This is a genomic window from Gymnodinialimonas sp. JB5-7 (assembly GCF_055693405.1).
The window spans coordinates 2323804-2338657 of the sequence record NZ_JBVFUX010000012.1 but is presented as its reverse complement, the minus strand read 5'-3'; the positions used below and the strand labels follow the sequence as shown (position 1 = coordinate 2338657).

Genomic DNA, 14854 nt, shown 5'->3' with positions numbered 1-14854 from the left:
GTAGAATGGCCAAACAATTCCCGGAACTGGGCGACGATCATGTCGCCTTCATTGAAGATCAGCACCTGTTCTTTGTCGGCACAGCAGCCGATGAGGGGCGGGTGAATATCTCCCCCAAGGGCATGGACAGCTTGCGTATTCTGGGGCCGAACCGCGTGTTGTGGCTGAACCTGACGGGCTCGGGCAATGAAACGGCGGGGCATCTCAAGCGCATCAATCGTATGACGTTGATGTGGTGTTCGTTCACCAAGCGTCCGCTGATCCTGCGCTGTTTCGGGACCGCCAAGACGGTGCATCGCGACGATGCAGGCTGGGAGGACATGGCTGCCCATTTCCCCGAGCATCGCAGTGCGCGGCAGATCTATGACGTGACCCTCGACCTGGTGCAGACCTCGTGCGGCTATGCCGTGCCTTTCATGGATTATGCGGGCGAGCGGCCCACAATGCAGCATTGGGTCGATCAGCGCGACGAGGCAGATTTCCGCGCCTATTGGCGTGATCGCAATCAGGAAACCATCGACGGCCTGCCCACGGATGTGCCGGTATGAGCCGCCTTGGACCGCCTGATTTGGAGCTGCATGGAAAGCATGTGTCGCTTGTGCCCCTAAGCCAGGACCATTGTGCAGCGCTGGCTGCGGCGTCTGAAGCCGGGCAATTGCACCGGCTTTGGTATACGACCGTGCCGGATGCCGCTGGCATGGCGGCGGAGATCGACCGGCGTTGCGCTTTGCGTGAGGCGGGCACGATGCTCCCCTTTGCGCAGTTGGACGCGAACGGCACGCCGGTTGGAATGACGACATACATGAACATTGACCATGGGCTGCCGAGGGTCGAGATCGGCTCCACCTGGATCGGCCCGGGCGCGCAGCGGGGGCCGCTGAATACGGAGGCCAAACGCCTGCTTCTGGGGCACGCCTTTGAGGTCTGGGGGTGTGAGGCGGTCGAATTCCGCACCCATCGCCTGAACCTGCAATCGCGCCGCGCGATTGAACGGTTGGGGGCGCAGTTTGATGGCGTGCTGCGGGCGCATATGCGGATGGCCGATGGCACGATGCGCGACACCGGCTTGCTACTCGATCATCGCCAGCGAATGGCCGACCGTGCGTACACATCTGGATTGGCAGATCGAGAAACCACGATGACGCCGGAGGCGGCGGTAGACGCCCTGCGCGCGGAGGCGGATCCCGTTCGGGCCGGTGAGATGGCCGCCTATCACAAGGCGGATCGCGAATATCTTGGTCTGTCGAATGCAGTGACGGGTGGGCTGGCAACGCAATGGCGCAAGGCGGCCCCCGATCAAGCGGCACTGGTCGCGCTGGCCCAGGGCCTTTGGGACAGCGACATCTTCGAGGCGCGCGTGGCCGCGGGCAAGTTGTTTGTCCAGGCGCGGATGCGGCCCGATGATGCGGCGGCATGGGCCTGGATCGAAAGTGTGGTGCCGCAGTTCGACTCCTGGGCGATTGCGGATGCGGTCGCGCAAGGCGGACAAAAGCGGGTCGTGCAGGACCCGGAGCGGCTGGATGTATTGGAGACCTGGGCGAAGTCGGAGCATATGTGGACCCGGCGCGCGGCCTTTGTATTTGCCCTGCCCTTTTGCAAGGCGCGCGCATCCGAACGAGATCGAGCATGCGGCGCGCAAGCGGGTGTTTGGGTGGGCGGAACAGCTGACCGAAGACCATGAATGGTTCATCCAGAAGGCGATCGCCTGGTGGCTGCGAGACCTGTCGAAGCGGGATGCGGAGGCGGTCCGGGGATGGCTTGAGCAGAATGGGCCGCAGCTCAAGCCGTTCGCGCGCAAGGAGGCCGCGCGCTATCTGGGCTGATCGCCTGGATCGTCCTCAACGCGCTCCCGTGATCACCGCCACTCGGGCCTTCGCCCGAGATGTTGGCGATCTTTGGGCCTAGCCCGGCGGGGCCTGCGGCCCGACGCCGGGCGGGTCATGGTCGCGTAAGTGGCGCTTCAACTGCAGGCGGCGCATCATTGGCGAAGGTCTGATTTGCATTTTCAGGGAACAAAGATGGCCGCGCGGGTCATCACACCTGCGGAACACCGCCCTGCAGGACCGTCAGGACCCAATCCGCGTCGATATTGCCGCCGCAGAGAATGACGGCAACTTTCTTGCCCTGCATCCGGCCTTTTTCCTGCATCAGGGCCGCCAGGGGCGCGGCCCCTGCCCCTTCGGCCAGGTTGTGGATGTCGCGGTAGTAGATGCGGATGGCCTCGGCCACCTCTTCGTCGGAGACGGCGAGAATGCGGGCCGCACCTTTGCGGTAGATCTCATAGGCCTCCGCCACGGGGATGCGGACGGCCATGCCGTCGGCGAAGGTTGCTGCACTATCCGTCTCGATCAAGCGACCGGCCTCGACAGACAGCTTGGCGGTTTGGGCGTTCGTGCTGACCACGCCCACAACATCCGCCTTGGCGCCGAGAGCATCCCGGGCAAGGATCGTGCCGCAGATGCCAGACCCACAGCCGATGGGGACGTAGATGGTATCGAGGTCGGGGACGGCGGTCAGCAGCTCGTAGGCATAGGTGGCTACGCCGCGCACAAGCTCTTCGTGGAAGGGTGGGACGATCATCAGGTCCTCGGCCTCGGCCACGCGCAAGGCCTCGAGCCGGGCTTCGTCGAAATCGTCGCCGAATTCGATCAGCTCCGCCCCAAAGGCGCGCATGGCTTCGTTCTTTTCGACCGAGTTTACACGGGGGACATAGACCTTGGCGGTGAGCCCGGCGGCGATGGCCGCACGGGCCTGGGACTGACCGTGGTTGCCGCGTGTGGCGGTGCAGATGCCACGGATCTCTGGGTGGGTGCGTTTGAGCCAGTCGATGAAAGTGATGCCGCCGCGCACTTTGAAGGCGCCTGTGGGCGTGTGGTTTTCGTGCTTGACCCAGACCTCACATCCGGTGCGCTCAGACAGTTGCGGCCAGGCATATTGGGGGGTCGGCTGCATCTGGGTATAGACCAGATCGGCCGCTTTGCGGAGGTCTTGGGCTGTGAACTGCATGGAAGCCTCGGGGTTGTTGCACCGGGCAGGTTAGAAGCGCTTGAAAGGTCGCACAAGGCACGGCTGTGCAAGCTTGCACATAAGGCTTAGGACATTGTAATCATGATATTTTCGTGAGACCGGCCTTCATCCACACGGCGATACATTTCGACACGTGTCCAAATACTCACAGCCACGTCTCGGCCCATGCCCGGATGTAGTCATGGTGGTCTGACCAATCCTCCCACGCCGAACGGGCCCAGTCTTTGACTGTGTCGGAATGGTCCGCAGATCCGGCGAACACAGCCACATCGGCTGCGGTTATTCTGAAGCGAGCCGGTGGCTCAAGATATTCCAGCGTGTGCTTTTGCTTGCCCAGACCCAGCATGACGTCGTTGGTTTCTTTCGGCGCGATGGGTCGATCCAATTGCAGGCCAAGCCGCGCAAGATGCAGCCCTACCGATTGGATCTGTTGCCTGCTTTTTGCCCGGCCGGGATGCTGCACCGCGTAGGCATCGACGGTCAGCCGATGGGTCGGGAGCAGTGCGGGATCACTGTATTCACAGGCAAGTATCTGATTGAACAGCATGAAACAGGCGGGGGACCCGTCCATGTACCTGTGAACGGGGCCTTCAACCTCGTCGAGTAACGCGCCACATCCGGGGCAGCGGGTTTGTGTTTGGTGTTCCATTGCATTCGAATAGGGCGGCAGTAGCCCTTCGCCAAGGTCAGCGCTTGGTGGCAAGGCGGAGTTTCGCCGGTGATGGCAAGGGATGGGTTCCAAGGGACTGACCGCTGTTCCCTATCGCTCCGCCATCCACGCCGCGAAGACTGACAGCGCCGGTTTCGGCTGCCCCTCAACGTCATAAAGCCCCGAAAGGGCATGGGCGCTGTCTGGATCATCGGTCAGCTTGAAATAGTAGGCGCGGTCGATCGGCAAGGCGGCGACGGTATCCAGATATACGGCAAGGCGTTCGGCCTGGTAGTCGGGATCGGAGGGTTCGTTCCACGGCCACGGGCCGCCGAATTCTGTGACCCAGACGGGGCGGTCGGTATGGGCTTGTACCCACGCAACAGCGCCTGCCCAGAGACCCGGCGCGTCGTAGAGGTGGATGTCCGCCACGTCATAGTCAGCGATCGCCAAAGCGGCGGAGACGGCGGCCTGGGCGGCTTCATTGAAGGCCATGCCACGGTTGCAGAAATACTGGCGCGCTTCCTCATCTCGCAGGCCGGGAACGCCGTGGGGGTCGCCCTCGAAGCAGAGCGCATGGGACAGGCCCGCACGCCCTGTGACGCCGCCCAGGACAAGCGTGAGATCGGGCCGCTCGGCCCGGATGACGGATGCCGCCCGGGCGTGGAGGGCGAGGAATTCGCGGGTGGTGCCGGGAAATCGAAAGTCCCACTCATTGCCGATCTGGATGGCCTCAATCTCCTCTCCGACAACCCGCGAGAAGCGTGCTGAGATAAGCCCTCAAACGGGGCATCGTCGCGGATCACGCAGGCATGTTCGTTGGCCTCTCCGCAGGCGGCGTCGGGTGCGGAAAGCTCGATTGTCAGCAGGATGTTGAGGTTGGCAGAACGGAGGTCACTGATACGGCGCGCGAGGGGGCGAAATCGTCGCGGTGTCGGGTTGCAGGGCGCGGCGCGACCAGGCCTCGGCGATGCGAATGTGGCGTACATTGAGTTCGGTGAGGGCCTCATTCGTGAAGGCGCGGTGTTCCGGTGTTGCGACGGGCGGGAAGGCCATGCCGATGATGGGGTCCGCCCGCAATGGCATCGTGGCAAGGGCAAGAATGGCAAAGAGAAACAGGCGCATACCGGCACGTTGGCCGATGGCGGGTGGTCCGGCAAGCCCCGCACGGTGGCGGTTGTCCACGCAATGGCGGAAAGCTACCACTGCGGCACACCACGAAAGGACCCTCGCCATGCACATCCTCATTACAGGCGGCAATCGCGGCATCGGTCTTGGGCTGGCCGAACATTACAGGTCCAAGGGGCACAAGGTGACGGCAACGTCGCGCGATGGGTCCACGGGGGTGGCGCTGGATGTCACCGATGCCGGGTCCGTGCGGGCGATGGCGGATGCAGTGACTGGCCCGGTGGATCTGTTGGTGTGCAATGCGGGCGTCTATTTGGACAAGGGTGAGGATCTTGAGACCGGCTACGCGCCAGAGCTGTGGGCGCAGACCTTTGCCGCGAATGTCTCAGGCGTGTTCCTGACAGTACAGGCGCTGTTGCCGAACCTGCGCGCGGCCAAGGGGGCGAAGGTGGCCATAATCTCCAGCCAAATGGGGTCGAGCACGAAAGCGTCGGGCACATCGCTGATTTACCGGACGTCGAAGGCGGCGGCGCTAAATTTGGGGATCAACCTGTCGAATGCCTTGAGGCCTGAAGGGATCGCGGTGGGCATCTACCATCCGGGCTGGGTGCGCACGGATATGGGCGGGGCCGAGGCCGGGATTTCGGTCGACGAAGCCGTCGAGGGGCTGACCGCGCGGTTCGCAGCGCTGGGACCAGAGACAACGGGCTGTTTCGAGAATTGGGACGGGCGACCACACGCCCTCTGACCCAAGCGCCCCGCCGCGTCGCGGGCCTGGCCCCTCTTGCTACTCTGGCCCCCGCTGCGTATGACGCGGCGCAACGTTTAACGGACCACTTTCATGCCCACCCTTGTGATGAAATTCGGCGGCACATCCGTCGCCACGTTGGACCGCATCCGCCGCGCCGCCAAGCGCGTCGGCCGCGAAGTCGCTAACGGTTATGATGTGATCGTCATCGTCTCGGCCATGAGTGGTGAGACCAACAAACTGGTGGGGTTTGTCGAAGAAACGGGATCGTTCTACGACGCGCGGGAATATGATGCCGTGGTGTCGTCGGGTGAGAATGTGACGGCAGGCCTGATGGCGCTGACCTTGCAGGAAATGGACGTGCCCGCACGGTCCTGGCAGGGCTGGCAGGTGCCGCTGCTGACGACCTCGGCCCATGCCAGCGCGCGGATCGAGGAGATCCCGACCGACAATATCAACGGCAAATTCGCCGAAGGGATGCGTGTGGCAGTGGTCGCGGGCTTCCAGGGGATCTCGCCTGAGGGCAGGATCACGACGCTGGGGCGCGGTGGCTCGGACACGACGGCGGTCGCCTTTGCGGCGGCCTTCGGGGCCGAGCGGTGCGATATCTACACCGACGTGGACGGGGTCTACACGACCGACCCGCGCATCACGTCGAAGGCGCGCAAACTCGACAAGATCTCGTTCGAAGAGATGCTGGAACTGGCCTCGCTTGGTGCGAAGGTGCTTCAGACCCGTTCGGTCGAACTGGCGATGCGCTACAATGTGCGCCTGCGGGTGCTGTCTTCGTTTGAAGAGATGAGTGACAATGCGGGCACGCTGGTGTGCGCGGAGGAGGATATCATGGAATCCAATGTCGTGGCCGGTGTGGCCTATTCCCGCGAAGAAGCGAAGATGACCCTGCAATCGGTCGAGGACCGGCCGGGCATTGCGGCGGCGATCTTCGGGCCGCTGGCTGAGGCGGGCGTGAACGTGGACATGATCGTGCAGAACATCTCGGACGGGGGCATGACGGATATGACGTTCTCCTGCCCCGTGGGTGAGGTCGCGCGGGCCGAAAAGGCGATGGCAGACGCGAAGGCGGCCGGTGACATCAACTTTGCCGGGCTTGTGGCCGATACGGATGTGGCGAAGGTATCGATTGTGGGCATCGGCATGCGCAGCCATGCAGGTGTGGCCGCGAAAATGTTCCAGACGCTGCGAGACGAGGGTGTGAACATCAAGGTGATCACAACCTCCGAGATCAAGGTCAGCGTGTTGATTGACCGCAAGTACATGGAGTTGGCCGTTCAGGCGCTCCACGATGCGTTTGGTTTGGAGAAAGCGGCCTGAGCGAGTCTCTTCCATGATCAAGCGACATTGGCCGCTCGGCTTAGGCGCCTCGTGACGCTCGACGTCTCGGAAGAGGCGGAGGATGCGCTGATCTCAGAGATATCGGCGAACGTGTCAGACCCGGGCTGGATGGATCACATCTTTCACTCAGATGCGTTCGTCCGGCCAGATGGCTCCTTTGATGCGGATGCCGCGAGCGCCCATATTCTGACGTCAAAGCCGCTGACCTTGTAAGTTTTGGTCTCGTCCAAAGGACGATGCGCCCTTGATCGGTCTGCGATTGGTCACGTTACGGCAACACCCGAGACGGCATCTGTTTTTCAGCGGCGTTGGGACTAGGTATCAGCCTGAGAATTCGATAGCCACTTCCTATCACGCTGAATGAGTCTTGCCATGAAACACACAGTCATCCGCAAACGGGATCCCAATCTAATGTTGCAAGAGGCCTTGGACGAAGGATGGGAAACCATCGACACGATGCCACTGCGGGGGGAGGGAGTGTTTCTTGTGCTGACCGTCTCGGGACTGGTGCGACTTGCGCACAACCGCAACATGCAACGAACGGCCCGGCGTGCGGATTCCTATGGGCCAAAACGGTCGTCGGTAATTGCAGAGGAAAGCGGCAACTACCTTGCCGCAATCGCCTGGAAATGGCCTGACGCCTAGACTGCGGGGCGCTTGCCAGAGACCTCCATCACGCCCGCGGCCAGCACCAGCGCGCCGCCGATGATCTCAGCCAGTCCAAGCACTTCGCCCGCCCAGATCGCCGCCGTGCCGGAGCCGATCAAGACCTCTGCCATCAGCAAAATTCCGACCCGCGCCGGATCGAGGCGGGCGGCGGCCCACATCAGTGCGGCCATGGCAAAGCCCCACCACAGACCGCCTGTGCCGATGGCAATGGGGATCAAGGCGCCGGGATTGTCCAACGCCGACATGTCCGGCCAAGGGGCCAGCAATGGCGCGAGCGCAAGACTTGTGACGGCAGCCCCTGCCGTGAACACGAAACCAGCCGCAATCGGCGGCATTTCGGGGCGGGTGCGGATGCCGGTGGTGGCAACAGCCCAAATCATCCCGGCGATAAGGGCCATCCATTCCCCAATATTGCGCGGGAGCGGGATTTGTCCCTCCGCGCTGAGCATGACGACAAGACCGGCAAGGCCTGTGAAAATCGCCCAAAGCCGGATTGCCGGAGTCGGCCATCCAAGCCCAAAACGCGTGATCAGCGTGCTCCAGACCGGGGTGAGGAACCACAGCAGAATGATCATCGCAACATCGCCGTAGACGAAGCCGATGGAATACAGCGCGAAAGCCGCGCCCCCAAAGCCACAGAGGCCAGCGTCAATGGATCGGCCTGCCGAACCTCCTCAGGTCGGCGCAGGATGCGGGGGATCAGAAGGGCTGTGCCGGCCAATGTGATGGCCGCCGTTCCCCATGCGCCGGGCAAACCCATATCCGCGATCTGGCGCACGGGCAGCCAGTAGAGGCCGTAGAGCACACCGATGGCAACGACAAACAGGGTAGCGACAAATGTCTCACGCGCGGGGGTCATCCTGTCGGCCTACTTGGCCCGCCTGCGGCATGCAACGCCCGCCGGGCCGATCACATTTTTCCAATGCGCAAAAACGTGATGCGGGAATTTGCGACCGTCTTGTTAGGGTAGCGTAACGGGACAAAATCGGAGGGCAAATCTCATGCGATACACACTGGCAGCGGCGCTGATCTGCGCGGCAGCACCGGCTTTCGCCACAGGCGAAGAGGTGCAGATCAGGGGCGAGGTGATCGACACCTGGTGCTATTTCTCGGGCGTGATGGGCGGGCCGGATGCCGTTCAGGGCACGGCTCACCACACCTGCGCCATCTGGTGCTCGGCGGGCGGCATTCCCGTGGGTCTTCTGGCCGAAGACGGCACGGTCTACATGATCCTTGCGATTGGTGGCGATGATCAAAGCGCCTCGGGCCAGACGCAGCTTGAACTGGCGTCGCATGACATCACCGTGTCCGGTCAGCATTTTGCGCGGGACGGGTTGAATTACCTCGTCATTGACGAAGTGGTCGAGGATCACGGGATTACCAACATCAACCACACGGATTTCGGCGTCGTTCCTGGCTTCGCAATCCCGAATCCGGAGGGCTGAGAACATGTGGAAGTATCTGATACCTTTGGCATTTGTGGCCTCTCCACTGGCCGCGCAGGAAGGCCCTTTCTCAGAAGGCTCCGAGGCGCGATCCTGGAACCTGGCCTGGGAAGAGCCCGCGTTTTTTGAGGCCGAAGTGGTCGACATGCTGTGCGAAGTCGCGGGCGATTGTGACAATGCCTGTGCCACCGGTCGCCAGCTTGGGCTATTGCGCGCGGCCGATGGTGTGCTGACCTATCCCAACAAGAACAATCAGGGCATTTTCACTGGCGCTGCCGTTGATCTTCAGCCCTTCTGCGGGATGCAGGTCGAAGTTGATGGCCTGATGATCGAGGATGAGTATGTCGGGGCGACGAATGTCTACCTCGTGCAACGCATCCGCGAGGTCGGCGTTGATGAATGGACCACGGCAAATGGCTGGACCGATGCCTGGGCCGAGCAACAGCCAGAGGCGGCGGCGCAAGACGGGCGCTGGTATCGCAACGATCCGCGCGTGATGGCCGAGATCAACGGCGACGGTTATCTCGGCACCGGCGAGACCTGGCAAGAGGCGTGGGACGTCACGAGATGAGAGCGCTTGCGATTGCTGCATGTTTCTGCGCCGGGGCAGCCTCGGCGCAGTCACTGGAAGACGGGCTGGGTGGCGCGTTCGAACTGACCGATCATACGGGCGCAGTGCGCACTGAGGTCGACCCGGATGGCCAACATCAGCTGCTGTTCTTTGGCTACGCGAATTGTCAGGAAATCTGCTCGGCCGTGTTCCCAACGATGGCCTCCATCGTGGACATCCTGGACGATCGCGGCATGGCGTTGCGGCCCGTGATGGTCACGGTCGACCCCGAGCGGGACACGGTTGAGACGATGGGCGAGGCGCTGCATGTGCATCACCCGGACTTCGTTGGGCTGACCGGAACAGAGGCGGAGCTTCAGGTGGCCTACGACGCCTATTCCGTTGAATTCGAAGAGCTTTTCGTTGACCCCTTCTATGGTACCGTCTTCTCCCATGGCTCGTTCATCTACTTGCTGGATGGCGAGGGGGAGGTGCTGACATTGCTTCCGCCTGTGCTAGGGCCGGAGATGATGGCCGATATTGTCGGCGGGTATCTGGAGGCTTCCTGACGTGAACCGCAGACGGTTTCTGATCGGCGCCGGGGCGCTGGCGCTGGTCGGTGTGGGCTTTGCCGCGACCGAGGGGCGGAACCTGTTCTATGCCGCCCTGTCAGAAGGTGTGGACGCGCAGATCAGCGTGGGTGAGGCCCATGAGATGGCTTCCGCCGGTGAGATTTTGCTGATCGACATTCGCCGCCCGGATGAATGGGCGGCGACGGGTTCGCCCGCTTCGGGCCACCGGCTGGACATGCGGCGGGACGATTTTTCTGAGGCTTTACTGGCGCTTACGGGTGGTGCCACCGATGCGCGTGTGGCGCTGATCTGTGCGCGTGGCGTTCGGTCGTCGCGCCTGACCAACCGGCTGACGGAGGCCGGGTTCACCAACATCATCGACGTGCCGGAAGGCATGTTGGGCTCTGGCGCAGGGCCGGGATGGATCAGGGAAGGATTGCCGGTTGATCGTTCGTAACACTCTGACTGCGCTGGGTTTTCTGGCGGCAGCTTGCCCTGCTTTTGCCGATTGCGCCGGGGCCGAGGGGGCGTGTGAAGTGCCGATGGGCGAGTACCACATCGCGCTGCCGGAGGGCGAAGGCCCCTTCCCTGCCCTGATGATGCTGCACGGCGCGGGCGGGCGTGGTGAGGGCATGGTAAACATGCTGCGCGAGGCCGTGACGGCGCGCGGCTATGCCTTGATCGGGCCACAGGGGTTGCAACGGGAAGGCTCTCGCTTCGGCTCCACCTGGTCGTTCCATCCGGAATTCGAGCCCATCCGCGATGAAGCGGCCTACTTCGAAGAGGTGCTCAGCCACGCGGCGGAAGTGCATAGTATTGATCGTGAAGACGTTGTTATTGCAGGATTTTCCATCGGCGGCTCCATGACATCCTACCTGGCATGCGATGCGCCGGATATCGCGCGCGCCTATGCGCCGGTGGCGGGGTCGTTCTGGCGGCCACATCCCGCGCTGGATGCCTGCGCGGGGCCTGTGGATGTGCTACATACGCACGGTTGGACGGACGGGACGGTGCCGATCGAGGGCCGCGTTTTCCGCGATGGGGCTGTGCGGCAGGGCGATGTTTTTGCCGGAATGGAGATCTGGCGCGAGACGAATGGATGCAACCGCTCTGCGCCCGATGAGATCACCAATGAGGGCTTTTATTGGCAGCGGATCTGGACGTCGTGTGACGCGGGATCGCTGACCTTTGCTCTTTTCCCGGCGGCCATGCGGTGCCGCGCGGATGGGCCGATTTGGCGCTCGATTGGTACGAAGCGCTTGACCAATAATGTGACCATTTGGTCGGAACTCCGTCCATTTGGTCACAATTTTCCGGAAAAAGCGTCCATTTGGTCAGAGTTTGGTGCAGCTGCGAGGACATCCGGAGGATGGAGGAGAGCTGGCAGGTTATTCCGCGGCTTCCGGCAGATCGCGCAGCGTCTCGCGCAGCTCGGCGCGGTGCGCTTTGGCGGCGCGGATGATCGCGGGTGCGGCGTAGATCTCGGGCGTGCCGAGGGCACGGCGGGTGGCGCGGAAGTGGGTGAGGTTTAGACCCGAGAGCGCCGAGAGCGGCACGGCCATGGCCAGCGACACGGCGATGGGCAGCAGCCAGAGAGAGACGATGCCGGCCGCCATGCCGGCCACCAGGCCCGCGCCTGCCAGTGTCTCCAACCAGTGGAATTTCAGCATCGACCAAAGCGAATAGGCGCCCCCTGCCCGCGCCTGCGGTTTCCAGTCGACCTTCAGGCCCAGGATCGAACGGACCACGGCAAGCGTTTGCTGCACCATTAGGATGGGCGCGTAGAGGATCGAAAGGATCAGCTCTGCCACAAACGACGCGGCGAAGCGGATCGGGCCGCCAAGCTCGGCCACGCGCAGACCGATGCCGCCGATGGCCGCAGCTCCCAGCGCCTTGGGCGCGAGCAGCATGCCGTACATGAAGATCAGAAGCGCCGAGGAATGGACCACCGTCATCTCGGGCCATTGCACTTGCGGGTTGAGGCCCGAGAAGTAGCGGATCACGTTCTGATCCGCGCCGGTGCCGATCAGCGCCCAGGTCATCAGAAGCAAAAACCACATGGGCGAGAGCAGGTAGCTGACCGCGCCGTGGAAGAGGTGGAAGCGGGAAACGCCGTGGAAGCCGCGCGAGGCGAGCAGCTTGAGGTGTTGCAGGTTGCCCTGGCACCAACGCTGGTCGCGGATGACGTAATCGATGAGGGTCGCGGGGACTTCCTCGTAACTGCCCTTGATGCGGGGGAGAAGCGCACGCCCCAACCGGCACGGCGCAGAAGGCCCGCCTCAACAAAGTCGTGGGACAGGATCAACGCACCTTTGCCCGTGATCGTCTTGATCTTCGGCAGACCCGCGCAGGAGGCAAAGGCGGCGGTGCGGATGATCGCGTTGTGGCCCCAGTAATTGCCTTCCCGGTCGGACCATGTGGCGAGGCCTTCGGCGAGGACCGCGCCGTAGATGGTGGAGGCGAATTGCTGGACTCGGGCGAAGACGGTTTCTGCCCCGAAGAGTTGCGGGAAGCTTTGGATCAGGCCTGCGGACGGGTCGGCGGACAGCTCGTCGGTCAGCGCCACGATGGCCCCGCCCGACATAAGGCTGTCGGCGTCAAGGACCAGCATCGCGTCATGGGCGCCGCCCCAGCGTTCGACCCAATCGGCGAGGTTGCCGACCTTGCGGTCGGTGTTCATTGCGCGGCGGCGGTAGTGGAGGCGAATGTGATCCGGCAGGCGCGCACGGAGGGTGGCGAAGGCGCGGAGTTCCTGCTCCGCCGTCGCCTCATCCCGCGTGTCGGACAGGATGAAGAGGGTGTAGCGGTGGTCGGTTGGATGCGCGTCCAACTCTTCCAGCATGGCGCAGGCATTGCCGAAGACGTCCCAGGGGACCTCATTATAGCAAGGCACCAGAAGGGCGACATCCATGCTGGGGCCATTGGTCGGCGCGGCTGGTGGGCGGCTGAGGAACAGGCGCGCGACGCCGACGGTCACAGTGGAGACCGAGAGTGAAATCCAGAAGAAGGTCAGCGCGATGAGCGTGATCAGCGCAATCTCGAAGCCCGTGAGGCCGCCCATGGCGAACCAGTCGGTGAAGGCCGCCACAAGGGCAAGCGTGGTGGCAAACGCCGGGATGAAGGTGGCAAGACGCCAGAGCCAGGAACGGGTCTTTGCCACGCCCGGTGCGGTTTTGTCGGTATAGGGCGCGCGCAGGTTCTGGATCGGGCGCGCCAGCGGAGCCTCGGGCGGCATATATGGGTCTATGCTGAGCTTCATGCCGAGAGCCGGTAGAGCCAGACTTCCGTCACAGGCTCCCCTTCCTTCAGCAATTGCGCGCGCAGTTCCATGTAGGTTTCTTCCCCCGGGTCGACGGCGAAGGTCAGACGCAGACCGCCGGTGCCCGGGTTACGTTCTAGCACACCTTCGGTGACAGTCCCGCGATTGGACTGAACAACCTTTGTGAAATCCTCCGGTTCGCCGTCGATGCTTTCGTGATTGGCGAAGTCGATGGCGACGAGGGTTTGGGTGCGGTTCCAGTTGCCGCCAATGGCAGTGTTCATCACGCGGGCCACGTCGCGGGGGCGTTCGGGTTCGTCACACCAGTTCAGCGTATAGGTGTGACGGTAATCGTTACCGGCAATCAATCCGCCGCGCGGGCGCCAATAGGCGACGATATTGTCGTAGATCTCCAACTCGGACGGGATCTCGACCAGTTGGACGGAGCCTTCGCCCCAGCCCTCACCGGGTTCAACCCAAAGTGAGGGACGCAATTCGTAATGGGCTTCAAAATCCTCGAAATCAGCCAGATCGCGGGCGCGTTGCAGCAGGCCGAAGCCCCTGCAATCGTGATCCACGAAGGAGGAGACCTGCAGTGTATCGGGGTTCTTGAGGGGGCGCAGGAGCAGCTCGCCGTTGCCGTTGTGGATCATCAGACCGTCACTGTCGTGCACGGCGGGGCGGAAATCATCATGGCCCGCGCGGTTGGTCTGATCGTAGAGGAACATTGAGGTCAGCGGGGCCAGGCCCACATTCGGCAGGTCGACGCGCGGGAACAGGTTCATGTCCACATGCATCCGCGTGACTGGCCCGGGCGTGATGCGGAAGGTGTAGGCCCCGGTGCAGCTATCGCCATCCAGAAGCGCATGGATCACTTGGGTCGTGTCGCCGGGCATCGGCGCTTCCAGCCAGAAGCGGGTGAATTCGGGGAATTCCTCGCCTGCCTCGGAGGCCGTGCCGATGGCGAGGCCGCGCGCGGAAAGGCCGTAGTTCATGCCGGTGCCGATGGCGCGGAAGTAGCTTGCGCCCTGGAACACGGCGAATTCAGTGAAGATGTCGGGGCGTTCGAGGGCCGCGCGCAGACGGAGGCCGGAATAGCCCAATTCCTCGGTTATGGGCAGGTCAGGGAACTGATCGGTGTGGTCGAAGAGGGAAAGGTCAAAGGCGAGAGTTTGGGCTTCGCCGCCACTGACCACGTTCACTTCAACGGGCCGGGGAAGTAGAGACCGGGGTGGAAGAAATCGACCTTGAAGGGGCGGTCTTCGTCCATCCAGAGGCCGCGCTGGGGGTTGAACCACATCCAGCGGTATTCGTCATAGGTGAGGTCCTGCCAGCCCTGCGGCACTTCGGGCAGCGGCTGGTAGGGGGCACGACTGAGGCGCTGCGCCTCGGCGACCAGCCAATCGCGATCAAAGGGGTGTGCGCTGCCTTCGCGGAACATCGGCAGGCCAAAG

At 62.9% G+C, this 14854-nt stretch carries 20 protein-coding genes and 1 pseudogene; 13 read left to right on the top strand and 8 right to left on the bottom strand.

Annotated features, from left to right (window positions below):
- Positions 1–5 precede the first annotated feature (5 nt).
- The 3 genes from ACZ1HK_RS20580 to ACZ1HK_RS20570 are packed head-to-tail and all read left to right on the top strand — an operon-like array spanning position 6 to position 1823.
- Complete coding sequence (locus ACZ1HK_RS20580; RefSeq protein ID WP_472630260.1) at positions 6–548, top strand: pyridoxamine 5'-phosphate oxidase family protein; 543 nt, start codon at positions 6–8, stop codon at positions 546–548.
- Positions 545–1681, top strand: a complete 1137-nt coding sequence (locus tag ACZ1HK_RS20575) for a GNAT family N-acetyltransferase (RefSeq protein WP_472630259.1) — start codon at positions 545–547, stop codon at positions 1679–1681. Before ACZ1HK_RS20580 ends, ACZ1HK_RS20575 begins: the two co-directional genes overlap by 4 nt.
- Complete coding sequence (locus ACZ1HK_RS20570; protein ID WP_472630258.1) at positions 1644–1823, top strand: DNA alkylation repair protein; 180 nt, start codon at positions 1644–1646, stop codon at positions 1821–1823. Before ACZ1HK_RS20575 ends, ACZ1HK_RS20570 begins: the two co-directional genes overlap by 38 nt.
- 211 nt (positions 1824–2034) lie before the next feature.
- Here ACZ1HK_RS20570 and ACZ1HK_RS20565 read toward each other — a convergent pair whose 3' ends face one another.
- The 3 genes from ACZ1HK_RS20565 to ACZ1HK_RS20555 all read right to left on the bottom strand — a co-directional run bounded on the left by ACZ1HK_RS20565 (position 2035) and on the right by ACZ1HK_RS20555 (position 4171).
- Complete coding sequence (locus ACZ1HK_RS20565; RefSeq protein ID WP_472630257.1) at positions 2035–3006, bottom strand: threonine dehydratase; 972 nt, start codon at positions 3004–3006, stop codon at positions 2035–2037.
- 166 nt (positions 3007–3172) lie between these two features.
- Entirely contained in the window at positions 3173–3730 is a 558-nt protein-coding gene (locus ACZ1HK_RS20560) for a DUF5946 family protein (protein WP_472630256.1), read from the bottom strand.
- A 57-nt stretch (positions 3731–3787) separates the two neighbouring features.
- Positions 3788–4171: a glycosyl hydrolase gene (locus ACZ1HK_RS20555; RefSeq protein ID WP_472630255.1), complete on the bottom strand. Its 384-nt coding sequence runs from the start codon at positions 4169–4171 to the stop codon at positions 3788–3790.
- A gap of 54 nt (positions 4172–4225) precedes the next feature.
- Between ACZ1HK_RS20555 and ACZ1HK_RS20550 the strand changes: the two genes are divergently transcribed.
- A complete protein-coding gene (locus tag ACZ1HK_RS20550; protein ID WP_472630254.1) occupies positions 4226–4447 on the top strand; it encodes a hypothetical protein in 222 nt (73 codons plus the stop codon).
- A gap of 123 nt (positions 4448–4570) precedes the next feature.
- Here the strand turns inward: ACZ1HK_RS20550 and ACZ1HK_RS20545 are convergent, their stop codons facing one another.
- Complete coding sequence (locus tag ACZ1HK_RS20545; RefSeq protein WP_472630253.1) at positions 4571–4912, bottom strand: hypothetical protein; 342 nt, start codon at positions 4910–4912, stop codon at positions 4571–4573.
- Between ACZ1HK_RS20545 and ACZ1HK_RS20540 the strand changes: the two genes are divergently transcribed.
- The 4 genes from ACZ1HK_RS20540 to ACZ1HK_RS20525 all read left to right on the top strand — a co-directional run bounded on the left by ACZ1HK_RS20540 (position 4911) and on the right by ACZ1HK_RS20525 (position 7550).
- A complete protein-coding gene (locus ACZ1HK_RS20540) occupies positions 4911–5552 on the top strand; it encodes an SDR family NAD(P)-dependent oxidoreductase (protein ID WP_472630252.1) in 642 nt (213 codons plus the stop codon). The genes ACZ1HK_RS20545 and ACZ1HK_RS20540 overlap by 2 nt on opposite strands.
- Positions 5553–5645: 93 nt before the next feature.
- A complete protein-coding gene (locus ACZ1HK_RS20535; RefSeq protein ID WP_472630251.1) occupies positions 5646–6884 on the top strand; it encodes an aspartate kinase in 1239 nt (412 codons plus the stop codon).
- A 51-nt stretch (positions 6885–6935) separates the two neighbouring features.
- The gene (locus ACZ1HK_RS20530; RefSeq protein WP_472630250.1) at positions 6936–7118 is read left to right on the top strand and encodes a hypothetical protein; all 183 of its coding nucleotides are present in this window, start codon (positions 6936–6938) and stop codon (positions 7116–7118) included.
- A gap of 159 nt (positions 7119–7277) precedes the next feature.
- Positions 7278–7550: a hypothetical protein gene (locus ACZ1HK_RS20525; RefSeq protein ID WP_472630249.1), complete on the top strand. Its 273-nt coding sequence runs from the start codon at positions 7278–7280 to the stop codon at positions 7548–7550.
- Here the strand turns inward: ACZ1HK_RS20525 and ACZ1HK_RS20520 are convergent.
- Both ACZ1HK_RS20520 and ACZ1HK_RS20515 read right to left on the bottom strand, forming a co-directional pair.
- A complete protein-coding gene (locus tag ACZ1HK_RS20520; RefSeq protein WP_472630248.1) occupies positions 7547–8149 on the bottom strand; it encodes an EamA family transporter in 603 nt (200 codons plus the stop codon). The genes ACZ1HK_RS20525 and ACZ1HK_RS20520 overlap by 4 nt on opposite strands.
- A complete protein-coding gene (locus ACZ1HK_RS20515; RefSeq protein WP_472630247.1) occupies positions 8146–8433 on the bottom strand; it encodes a hypothetical protein in 288 nt (95 codons plus the stop codon). The genes ACZ1HK_RS20520 and ACZ1HK_RS20515 overlap by 4 nt, the downstream gene beginning before the upstream one ends.
- A 142-nt stretch (positions 8434–8575) precedes the next feature.
- On the opposite strand from ACZ1HK_RS20515, the gene ACZ1HK_RS20510 reads away from it, so the two are divergent.
- From ACZ1HK_RS20510 to ACZ1HK_RS20490, 5 genes are read left to right on the top strand one after another with little or no spacing between them, the layout of a single operon-like run.
- Positions 8576–9019 (top strand): hypothetical protein, encoded by a 444-nt coding sequence (locus tag ACZ1HK_RS20510; protein ID WP_472630246.1) that lies wholly within the window; start codon positions 8576–8578, stop codon positions 9017–9019.
- 4 nt (positions 9020–9023) lie between these two features.
- The gene (locus ACZ1HK_RS20505) at positions 9024–9590 is read left to right on the top strand and encodes a hypothetical protein (RefSeq protein WP_472630245.1); all 567 of its coding nucleotides are present in this window, start codon (positions 9024–9026) and stop codon (positions 9588–9590) included.
- The gene (locus ACZ1HK_RS20500; protein ID WP_472630244.1) at positions 9587–10138 is read left to right on the top strand and encodes an SCO family protein; all 552 of its coding nucleotides are present in this window, start codon (positions 9587–9589) and stop codon (positions 10136–10138) included. The genes ACZ1HK_RS20505 and ACZ1HK_RS20500 overlap by 4 nt, the downstream gene beginning before the upstream one ends.
- 1 nt (position 10139) lies before the next feature.
- Positions 10140–10598 carry a rhodanese-like domain-containing protein gene (locus ACZ1HK_RS20495; RefSeq protein WP_472630243.1) on the top strand — a complete coding sequence of 153 codons (459 nt, stop codon included), beginning with the start codon at positions 10140–10142 and terminating at the stop codon, positions 10596–10598.
- On the top strand, positions 10585–11673 hold the full coding sequence (locus tag ACZ1HK_RS20490) for a CE1 family esterase (RefSeq protein WP_472630242.1): 1089 nt from the start codon (positions 10585–10587) through the stop codon (positions 11671–11673). Before ACZ1HK_RS20495 ends, ACZ1HK_RS20490 begins: the two co-directional genes overlap by 14 nt.
- Before the next feature lie 509 nt (positions 11674–12182).
- On the opposite strand, the gene mdoH is transcribed toward ACZ1HK_RS20490, so the two are convergent.
- Both mdoH and ACZ1HK_RS20480 read right to left on the bottom strand, forming a co-directional pair.
- A complete protein-coding gene (gene mdoH, locus ACZ1HK_RS20485; RefSeq protein WP_472630241.1) occupies positions 12183–13400 on the bottom strand; it encodes a glucans biosynthesis glucosyltransferase MdoH in 1218 nt (405 codons plus the stop codon).
- Positions 13397–14841, bottom strand: a pseudogene (locus tag ACZ1HK_RS20480) (OpgD/OpgG family glucan biosynthesis protein). The gene mdoH and the pseudogene ACZ1HK_RS20480 overlap by 4 nt, the downstream one beginning before the upstream one ends.
- Between the last annotated feature and the right edge of the window lie 13 nt (positions 14842–14854).

Excerpts from the sequence above, each read along its gene's own strand:
- ACZ1HK_RS20580 (WP_472630260.1), top strand. The coding sequence starts at position 6 with ATGGCCAAACAATTCCCGGAACTGGGCGACGATCATGTCGCCTTCATT.
- ACZ1HK_RS20575 (WP_472630259.1), top strand. The coding sequence starts at position 545 with ATGAGCCGCCTTGGACCGCCTGATTTGGAGCTGCATGGAAAGCATGTG.
- ACZ1HK_RS20565 (WP_472630257.1), bottom strand. The coding sequence starts at position 3,006 with ATGCAGTTCACAGCCCAAGACCTCCGCAAAGCGGCCGATCTGGTCTAT.
- ACZ1HK_RS20555 (WP_472630255.1), bottom strand. The coding sequence starts at position 4,171 with ATGGCCTTCAATGAAGCCGCCCAGGCCGCCGTCTCCGCCGCTTTGGCG.
- ACZ1HK_RS20540 (WP_472630252.1), top strand. The coding sequence starts at position 4,911 with ATGCACATCCTCATTACAGGCGGCAATCGCGGCATCGGTCTTGGGCTG.
- ACZ1HK_RS20545 (WP_472630253.1), bottom strand. The coding sequence starts at position 4,912 with ATGGCGAGGGTCCTTTCGTGGTGTGCCGCAGTGGTAGCTTTCCGCCAT.
- ACZ1HK_RS20535 (WP_472630251.1), top strand. The coding sequence starts at position 5,646 with ATGCCCACCCTTGTGATGAAATTCGGCGGCACATCCGTCGCCACGTTG.
- ACZ1HK_RS20525 (WP_472630249.1), top strand. The coding sequence starts at position 7,278 with ATGAAACACACAGTCATCCGCAAACGGGATCCCAATCTAATGTTGCAA.
- ACZ1HK_RS20520 (WP_472630248.1), bottom strand. The coding sequence starts at position 8,149 with ATGATCATTCTGCTGTGGTTCCTCACCCCGGTCTGGAGCACGCTGATC.
- ACZ1HK_RS20515 (WP_472630247.1), bottom strand. The coding sequence starts at position 8,433 with ATGACCCCCGCGCGTGAGACATTTGTCGCTACCCTGTTTGTCGTTGCC.
- ACZ1HK_RS20510 (WP_472630246.1), top strand. The coding sequence starts at position 8,576 with ATGCGATACACACTGGCAGCGGCGCTGATCTGCGCGGCAGCACCGGCT.
- ACZ1HK_RS20505 (WP_472630245.1), top strand. The coding sequence starts at position 9,024 with ATGTGGAAGTATCTGATACCTTTGGCATTTGTGGCCTCTCCACTGGCC.
- ACZ1HK_RS20500 (WP_472630244.1), top strand. The coding sequence starts at position 9,587 with ATGAGAGCGCTTGCGATTGCTGCATGTTTCTGCGCCGGGGCAGCCTCG.
- mdoH (WP_472630241.1), bottom strand. The coding sequence starts at position 13,400 with ATGAAGCTCAGCATAGACCCATATATGCCGCCCGAGGCTCCGCTGGCG.